Origin of the sequence: Bacillus pretiosus (assembly GCF_051294775.1) — a bacterium.
Classification (GTDB): domain Bacteria; phylum Bacillota; class Bacilli; order Bacillales; family Bacillaceae_G; genus Bacillus_A; species Bacillus_A wiedmannii.
On the sequence record NZ_JBPPHF010000017.1, the window covers coordinates 1 to 8,604 of the forward strand.

Annotated in this window: 7 protein-coding genes and 1 rRNA gene; 6 read left to right on the forward strand and 2 right to left on the reverse strand. The window is 34.0% G+C overall.

From position 1 onward, the window contains the following. Nucleotides 1-524: 524 nt before the first annotated feature. Together ACSG5Z_RS29475 and ACSG5Z_RS29480 are read left to right on the forward strand one after the other, a co-directional pair. Nucleotides 525-2,459, forward strand: coding sequence for a glycosyltransferase (locus ACSG5Z_RS29475; protein WP_435712726.1), 1,935 nt, complete (start codon nt 525-527; stop codon nt 2,457-2,459). A gap of 63 nt (nt 2,460-2,522) precedes the next feature. Next, the gene (locus tag ACSG5Z_RS29480) at nt 2,523-3,299 is read left to right on the forward strand and encodes a class I SAM-dependent methyltransferase (protein WP_106383620.1); all 777 of its coding nucleotides are present in this window, start codon (nt 2,523-2,525) and stop codon (nt 3,297-3,299) included. A gap of 40 nt (nt 3,300-3,339) precedes the next feature. On the opposite strand, the gene ACSG5Z_RS29485 is transcribed toward ACSG5Z_RS29480, so the two are convergent. Next, nucleotides 3,340-4,284 (reverse strand): NAD-dependent epimerase/dehydratase family protein, encoded by a 945-nt coding sequence (locus ACSG5Z_RS29485; protein WP_098096950.1) that lies wholly within the window; start codon nt 4,282-4,284, stop codon nt 3,340-3,342. Between the two features lie 270 nt (nt 4,285-4,554). On the opposite strand from ACSG5Z_RS29485, the gene ACSG5Z_RS29490 reads away from it, so the two are divergent. The 4 genes from ACSG5Z_RS29490 (at nt 4,555) to ACSG5Z_RS29505 (ending at nt 8,467) form a co-directional block, all read left to right on the forward strand. Next, nucleotides 4,555-5,349 carry a sulfotransferase family 2 domain-containing protein gene (locus ACSG5Z_RS29490; protein WP_435712727.1) on the forward strand — a complete coding sequence of 265 codons (795 nt, stop codon included), beginning with the start codon at nt 4,555-4,557 and terminating at the stop codon, nt 5,347-5,349. Between the two features lie 204 nt (nt 5,350-5,553). After that, nucleotides 5,554-6,276, forward strand: coding sequence for a class I SAM-dependent methyltransferase (locus ACSG5Z_RS29495; RefSeq protein WP_435712728.1), 723 nt, complete (start codon nt 5,554-5,556; stop codon nt 6,274-6,276). Between the two features lie 26 nt (nt 6,277-6,302). After that, complete coding sequence (locus ACSG5Z_RS29500; protein ID WP_106383617.1) at nt 6,303-7,175, forward strand: class I SAM-dependent methyltransferase; 873 nt, start codon at nt 6,303-6,305, stop codon at nt 7,173-7,175. A 215-nt stretch (nt 7,176-7,390) separates the two neighbouring features. Further along, a complete protein-coding gene (locus ACSG5Z_RS29505; RefSeq protein WP_088121150.1) occupies nt 7,391-8,467 on the forward strand; it encodes a glycosyltransferase WbsX family protein in 1,077 nt (358 codons plus the stop codon). 14 nt (nt 8,468-8,481) lie between these two features. Here the strand turns inward: ACSG5Z_RS29505 and rrf are convergent. Beyond that, nucleotides 8,482-8,597: ribosomal RNA gene (gene rrf, locus ACSG5Z_RS29510) — 5S ribosomal RNA — on the reverse strand. Nucleotides 8,598-8,604 lie beyond the last annotated feature (7 nt).

An 8,604-nucleotide genomic window follows, 5' to 3' on the forward strand; every position in this document is an offset into this window, starting at 1 on the left:
CTCCAATAAAGTTAGTTTGTCTAGCATCTAAAAATAAAAATTGACGTTTCACGTTGTTTGTTTCGTTCAGTTTTCAAAGAACTACTCGGTCGCTCATTTGCGACTTCCTTATGTTAACATCTTCGTTAGTTAATGTCAACTAAGTTTTTCATTTTGTTTGCCGCGTTCTGCGTTATTGCATCGGCGACTTGTTCTATATTACACCTCTATATCCTAATCGTCAATACCTTTTATCCTTTTTATTTTATAAATTCTAAAGGGTATTGAACCTTCTTCATTTATACTCCGTTCCTAGAGATTAATAAACTGTTGCAATCACTTTCATAATTGACAGTTTATACTTTCTTACTTACACCTTTCTAAAGAATGAATAGCAAGCCAAACAAATATATATTAAAGGTAGCACTTTTTATTTCGAGTACATTCCAGCTATATTCACAATTATCTCCTACCACTTCTCTCTAGGAATTATAAATACACCATGCATTTACTAAAAATCTAATTAACTTAGGAGGCGTTATGAAATGCATGTTAATAAGAAGATCATTTATGTATCCCATGATGCCCATTTCCACGGAGCACAGCTGCTTTCTTTACATACTATTAAAGCTCTTAAAGAAAACTTTCATTACTCCGTCGCAATTATTTCTATTGGAACGGGCATTTTAATCCACGATTTTCAAAAGTATGGTCCTGTTTATTGCCTAGAGGAAGACTACCCAACAGAAAAAAGGGTCGAATTATTAATAAAGAAGTTACTATCACAAGACTATACCATCGCCATATGTAGTACCGTCATAAGTGGTGACATAGTTGCATTACTAGCTAAACACGATATAAAAGTTATTTCATTAATACATGAATTGCCGCATTTAATACAACAGTACTCTGCCGAGGGGAAAGCGAGAAACATCGCCCAGTTTGCTTACAAAATTGTCTTCCCTTCACAGTACGTGTATGAAAAATTCCGTACAATCACCCAATTAGATCATCAAAAATGTCACATCCTCCCTCAAGGCTTGTTTAACCACAATCCTTATAAGAACAATATTGCAAAAGCTAGAAGCGAATTACGAAAAAAACACAACCTGCCTCTAGATAGCAAAATCATTTTGGGAGTAGGTTTTGCTGATCATCGGAAAGGGATAGATTTATTCTCACTTATTGCTTACTCAGTAAGAAAAGTTCATACGAATATTCATTTTATCTGGGTCGGGAGAACGGATGTTCATTTCTTTAACACACTATCCCCAAGATATACAGCACATTTCACATTAGTTGAGCCTACTCCAGATATCGGTTTATATAACGCCGGGGCTGATTTATATTTATTAACTTCAAGAGAAGATCCTTTTCCAAACGTTGTTTTAGAAGCATTAGATACAAAAGTCCCTGTTATAGGGTTTAAAAACGCTGGAGGTTTTGAAGATGTTGTTACGGAACAAACTGGCGCCTTAGTAGACTTTTTAAATTTACCGCAGGTGCTGGAAAGAATATATGAATTTATTGGAGATGAAGACTTACGATTAAAAAAAGGGCGCTTTGGCCAAGAGCTTATTGAAAAAGATTTTAACTTTCTTCATTACATTTATCAACTGTTAAACCTACTTGATCATAATTACAAAAAAATAAGCGTAATCATACCGAACTATAATTACGAAAAATACTTACCTGACCGAGTTAAATCCATATTAAACCAAACCTATCCCCTTTACGAACTAATTTTCCTAGACGATGCCTCCACTGACAATAGCGTATCTATATTTAAACAGCTGCTCTCAAACGAAAATAAGCCCCACCTAAAAGTTCAGCAGATTATTAATGATAACAACTCTGGTTCTGTATTTAAACAATGGATAAAAGGCGTCTCTGCAGCAACCGGTGATTATATTTGGATTGCAGAGGCCGATGACTTATGTGATCAGACATTTTTAGAAGAAGTAATACAAGGGTTTCATATAAATGGTGATGTTACCTTAAGCTACACACAATCAAAACAAATAGATGAACAAGGAAATATCCTGGCCAATCATTATTTAGATTACACAAATGATATTGATAAAGAAAAATGGAAAAGTTCTTATTTTCGAAAAGGGATAGATGAAATACAAGATACATTACTTATCAAGAACACCATACCTAATGTCTCCAGTGTAGTTTTTAAAAACATAGATATAAAAACTACAGAAAAACAATTAGAAAAGTTTAAAGTAGCTGGTGATTGGTTTTTCTATGTTTCTATTCTTAAAGAGGGGAACATTTATTTCAATCCAAAACCACTAAACTATCATAGACGACATACAAATAGCGTAACGGGAACAGAAGATTCATATTCCCATTACAGTGAAGTTGTACAAATGCAGAATTTCATTAAAGAAACCTTTACTATCGACAATATTTCAAAAAAGAAAATGTACACATATAGAAAGTATCTTAAAGCATATTTGAAGATTGAATGATATACTTTCTTCGCCATCAGTGTCTCTTGTAAGACGTTACTATCATTTAAGGGAGGTTACTCATTGAAAGAATTTATAGAGGCAAATAAAGATTTGATTTCTCAAATTGCACACAACTACAATGTAAATGCAAGTATCCATCCAGAGGATCATATCTTTCAATTCCTTGTCACTAATCCAGTCTTCCCATCTAAAAAAGAAGCGATAGATTATTATTTTCAAGATGGGAGAAAATCCGCAGAAACACTCTTAGATTTAATTACGTCCTTTTATCCTCCTATAGACACTCCAATAAAATTATTAGAATTCGCATCCGGATACGGCTGCATAACACGTCATTTATTAAACCTACAAACGAACTTAAGTATAACTACCTGCGATATACATGAAGAGGCTATTACTTTTATTGAACGTACATTAAATACTTCTTCTATCTTATCTCACCCTGAACCTGAACAAGTAAATTTGACCTCCTCTACGTATGATATCGTTTTTTGTCTATCCTTTTTTTCTCATATGCCTGATACAACTTGGTTCCGTTGGCTTCAAACATTGTATAATGCTGTTTCTCCTGAAGGTTTACTCATTTTCACAACTCATGGTTATCAAAGTAAAAAGTACTTCAGCTTTCCAGATTTAAATAAACAGGGTTATTGGTTTCTCCCTTCTAGTGAACAATTAGATTTGGATGTTCATCAATACGGGCAAACGATTGTTAGTCCCTCTTACGTATGTGACAAAATTAAATTATTACCCTATAACCCTGTCATCAAAAAATACACTGAAGGTTTTTGGTGGGAACATCAAGACCTTTGGGTAATAAAAAAAGAAATAAAATAATAAACCACGCTCTACTTATACAAAAGTAGGGCATGGTTTATTATTTTTTACTATATAAGAACTCTTCAATCCATAGCTTATTTAATCTAATTCCACTTTTGAAATCTATTTTCGGTTCCCAATTACATTCTCGTCTTACTCTATCTATATTTAAAATGATTTTTTGAACATTTTCTTGCCTTTGTTTATAGCAGGTAAAGTCCACTTTTCTTTCCGTTAATTTCTCCAATTCTACTATAATCCGTTTTAAAGAGAGACCCTTGCCGCTCCCTATGTTATACACACAAGATTTCAAACGATTTAATTGTGATAGTTGTATAGTGATTTCAACTAAATCATCGATATAAATATAATCTCGAATAATCTCCTGTGGATTCCCATATATATTAATCTTTTCATTACTGAGATGCTGATACAAAAAACAGTTTATTGCCCCAACTTTCTTTAAAGGATTTTGATATTTTCCATATGGATTAGAATATCTACATACAACATAGTCAATTCCGTATTTTTTCTTATAAAAGTACAAGTAATTTTCAAGCGACACTTTTGTTATTCCATAAGGAGAAAGTGGTTTTAATGGATGTTCCTCATCAATAGGTAAATATTCCGGTTCACCATAAACCGTGCCTCCAGAAGATGCTAATACAATTTTTTTAACAGGAAAATTTTTAACACTTTCCATGAAGTTAAGAAAAAAAAAGCTACTGTTTATATCTCCGAAAACATCTTCAATTGAAGTTGCTACATTAGACGTTGCAGCTAAATAAATAATAATATCCACATTCACTAAAGCTTTATATATATCTTTAACATTTGCTAAATCACCTTTAATAAATTCAACCTCACTTATAATATTTTGAGGGAAATTATTTATATGTCTGGAAAATACTTTTACATTTTGACCTTGTTTCAATAAACCTAATGCGAGGTTAATACCAATAAAACTATTTCCACCTACTATTAAATAATTATTCTTCCTCATAATATCCTCTCTAGTAATAAGATTTTTGCTTATCACACCTAGAAATGCAACTAAATGAACTTGGTCACTTCTATTATTCATCCTCTTATCATTGTATGCTTCCTATAAATTTTCATTATCTTTATTTTATATTTTCCTTTTAGAATCGCTATCTTATTTAAGCTGACCGCAAAAAACACTCATACTATTTACTCATTCCCATGAATATATTGGATTAGTAAAAACTTCCCTTCTCCATAAATAAAAATTTCAAAAAGGAGGACTACATGTATGAAGAATGTAAATCAAGAGCTTTTAAATCATGTAATCCTACATAAAGATCGAATCCCACATTTCCATAAAGACTTTCCACTTATACTATTCTGGAGCCATAGAAGCGGATGTACCGCCTTAGCTAATTGGTTCTTTTTTCAAATTGGATTGTTTAATGAAGCAAAGAAATACCATGACTTTATTCATTACTATGAATTCTGGGTGTATAAAAACAACACTAACTACATACCAGAGTTACAAAATGGGCTTCTAGCATCAAATAAAGATGTTTGTAAACTTGTACGGAATCCCTACAAAAGGGCCGTCAGCTCATTTTTATTACTTGCTGACAATCCATATGCTAGCCCGCAATGGGAAAGTATCCGTCATTATTTGTATAATGACAAATATAGTAACCGTGGAGTATCATTTAAACAATTTTTATATTACATTCGAGCATTGGGTTCAAATTCCCTAGCAATGGACATACATTTTAGTCAGCAATACGTTCCAGGTGAAGAAAATTTCATCCAATACTATATTCCTTTAGAAGATTTTAATACACAAATCACCAAGATAGAACACACGTACGATTTGATTAAATCCAATTTAGCGCTTCTTACAAATTCAGATCATCATCGCGCTCATAAAATGCTTTATACAGGAAGCTATGCAGAACTTAGCATTACAGATGCCGCCTTCCCTCGCTTTCCAACATATGAAAGCTTTTATGATGAAGAAACAATGGCGTTAGTTACAGAAATATATACACAAGACTTTGAAATGTATCCGTACACAAAAGGGATATTCTAAGTCGATACATTCTTCAATGAATAAAAGCGAATGTATCGCATAGCATAAAGTGAAACTTTAATTAACGTGGGGTTCTCTCCCACTAATTATTCCATTCTACCAATCTCACTTTTATGGGTTCCCTAATTTCCACCCACTCTCTTTGATTTCGCTGATTGTTGACGTGTGTGTCATATGCATTTTTTTACAAAGGAGTGATGTCATGTGGAAGGTAATTTGAAGCACAATAATGGATATTGCGTTATTTGTGAGAAGGAAACTACATTTATAGAGCATAATGATTGGCTTAGAGATCATTACTTATGTTCTACATGCCACTCTATACCAAGGCAGCGAGCTATAATCCATGTTTTAAATACATTTTTTCCTAAATGGGGTTCCTATCATATCCACGAATCCTCTCCTGGGGGAATTACAACTCAGCTACTTATAAAAAACTGCAAAAACTATACGTATTCTCAATACTTTAAAAACTATCCTCTCGGCCAATACTTTCAAGGAATTAGATGTGAGAACTTAGAAGATATGACTTTCCAAAATGAATCTTTTGATTTGTTCATTACTCAAGATGTCTTTGAACATGTAATGGAGCCAAACAAAGCCTTTAAAGAAATAGAGCGTGTATTAAAGCCTGGCGGTGCTCATGTGTTTACTGTCCCTTGGTATCATACACTCACAAAGACTTTACAAAGAGCAAGAATCAATAAAGAAGGAATCGAATATATTGAGGAGCCAATTTATCATGGTAATCCTATTGATGAGAACGGGTCTTTAGTAACATTTGATTGGGGTCAAGATATGATTGAATATATTTATACACATGCAAATATGTATACCATTGTTTATTTACAAAAGGATAGATCACTGGGGTTAGATGCTGAATTTCTACACGTTTTTATTAGTAAAAAACACGAAAATGATTTTTAGGCACTATATAATTTGGAGGTTAACAAATGAATAACTTCAAGTTAGGAAATGATTTTGATAACCTTGTTAGCCCGCTTTCTGATGTTGAACTTCTAAATCTATTTATACAAAGTTGCTCACAAACAAAGATAAATGGCATTCCAGTACCTATGTTCCCCCCTGAAGAAATTCAACAACAGTTTGTAGGTGCTTCCTATGAACATGCTCTTTATGAAGCATATTTGTTTTATAGCCATGTAAAAACATATGCCCAAAATCTAGGTGTTCCTTTGAATAAAGGACGTAAAATTTTAGACTTTGGTTGCGGATGGGGAAGAATCATACGCTTCTTTTTCAAAGATGTTCGCGATGAAAATTTACTTGGTATTGATGTAGATCCCCTCATGATTACTCTTTGTAATGAAACGTTAGGAAGAGGGATATATAAAACAGCCAACCCACAACCTCCTGTAGGATTTATTAATGACAATTCATTAGATATCATATTCGCTTATTCTGTATTCTCACATTTATCCGAAGAAACAGCAGAAAATTGGATAAAGGAATTTTCAAGAATTCTTCGTCCAGGTGGCATCTTCATCGCCACAACACAAGCACGCTATTTTCTCGATTTCTGTCAACAATTTAAGGAACACCCTGAATTAATTCAAACGGGATGGCATAAAACTTTATCTCAAGCTTTTCCAGATATAAATCGTGCCATCTCGGATTATGAAAGCGGCAATTTTGTCCACAGCCCTACGGGAGCTGGAGACGTTAGAAACAGTAGCTTCTACGGGGAAACCGTTATACCTAGAACTTATATTAAAAACCACTATGAGAAGTATTTAAAGCTACGGGACTTTTTTGATGATACAAACCGGTTACCCCAAGCTCTATTTGTTCTCCAAAAAGATTAACTCTTTTCGCTCATTGTATAATGAAGATCATTTTGTATCTCAGCCGTATATATTAAATCATCAAAGATTTCCATATTAAGCACACTGTACAAAAGAATTCATTATGCAGCATAAACACAGTAAGTAAATAACATATCTCATGTTTTAACTAGATTCGAAAAATCAAAAGTAACTTCCCACCACTTGAACTACGAAGAACATAAGGGGGATATATCTTGAAAATAATCGCTTTTTACTTACCACAGTTTCATCAAATAAAAGAAAATGACCGATGGTGGGGGAAAGGGTTTACTGAATGGACAAATACTAAAAGTGCACGACCTTTATTTTCAGGACATTACCAACCTAGAGAACCTTATCAAGATTTTTATTATGACTTAACCACCCCATCCGTAAGAAAATGGCAAGCAGAAATCGCCAAAGCACATGGCATATATGGTTTTTGTTATTACCATTACTGGTTTAAAGGGAAGAGGCTATTGGAGGCACCCTTTAATGAGGTACTTAAGATGAAAGAACCAGATTTTCCATTTTGCCTTTCTTGGGCAAATGAACCGTGGACAAAAACTTGGGATGGTCTTGATAGTCACATATTAATGCCTCAAAATTATGGAGAATTATCGGATTGGAAAGAGCACTTTGAGTATTTATTGCAAGCTTTCCAAGATGAGAGATATATCCGTATAGACGATAAACCACTATTCATTATTTATCGCCCCGGGCATATCCCTCATTGTGAACAAATGCTTCATTATTGGAATACACTCGCACAAGAAAATGGTTTGAAAGGTATATACTTTGCAGAAACATTAAACAGCTTTCCACTTCCTAATATAAATGGATTTGATGCTAGCATTGAATTCGAGCCTTTTTATACAATTGCTCATGATAGCTCTTCAGACATAAATAAAACAATATATGAGTCTGGTAAACAAATAAACGCTTGGGATTATGATAAAGTGTGGATGTATATACTAAAACGATCTCCTCCAGAGAAAAAAACATTTCCTGGTGCCTTTGTTGACTGGGACAATACAGCACGCCGCAAAGACTTAAATAGCAGCATCTTCCTAGGTTCTACCCCTAGGAAGTTCACGATATATTTAAGCAAACAAATCCAGCGTACCTATTCTCTTTACAACAGCGAGTTTTTATTTATTAATGCGTGGAATGAATGGGCAGAAGGTACTTACTTAGAACCAGATAAAAGGTATGGATTCGCCTATTTAGAAGGAGTTAAGCAGGCAATTAACAGAGGTATGAAAGCATACAAAAAAGACGAGTCATTCTGACTCGTCTTAAAGTTGCTTGGCGACGTCCTACTCTCACAGGGACAAGGTCCCAACTACCATCGGCGCTAGAGAGCTTAACTTCCGTGTTCGGTATGGGAACGGGTGTGACCTCTCTGCCATCATCACCAAACTATGAA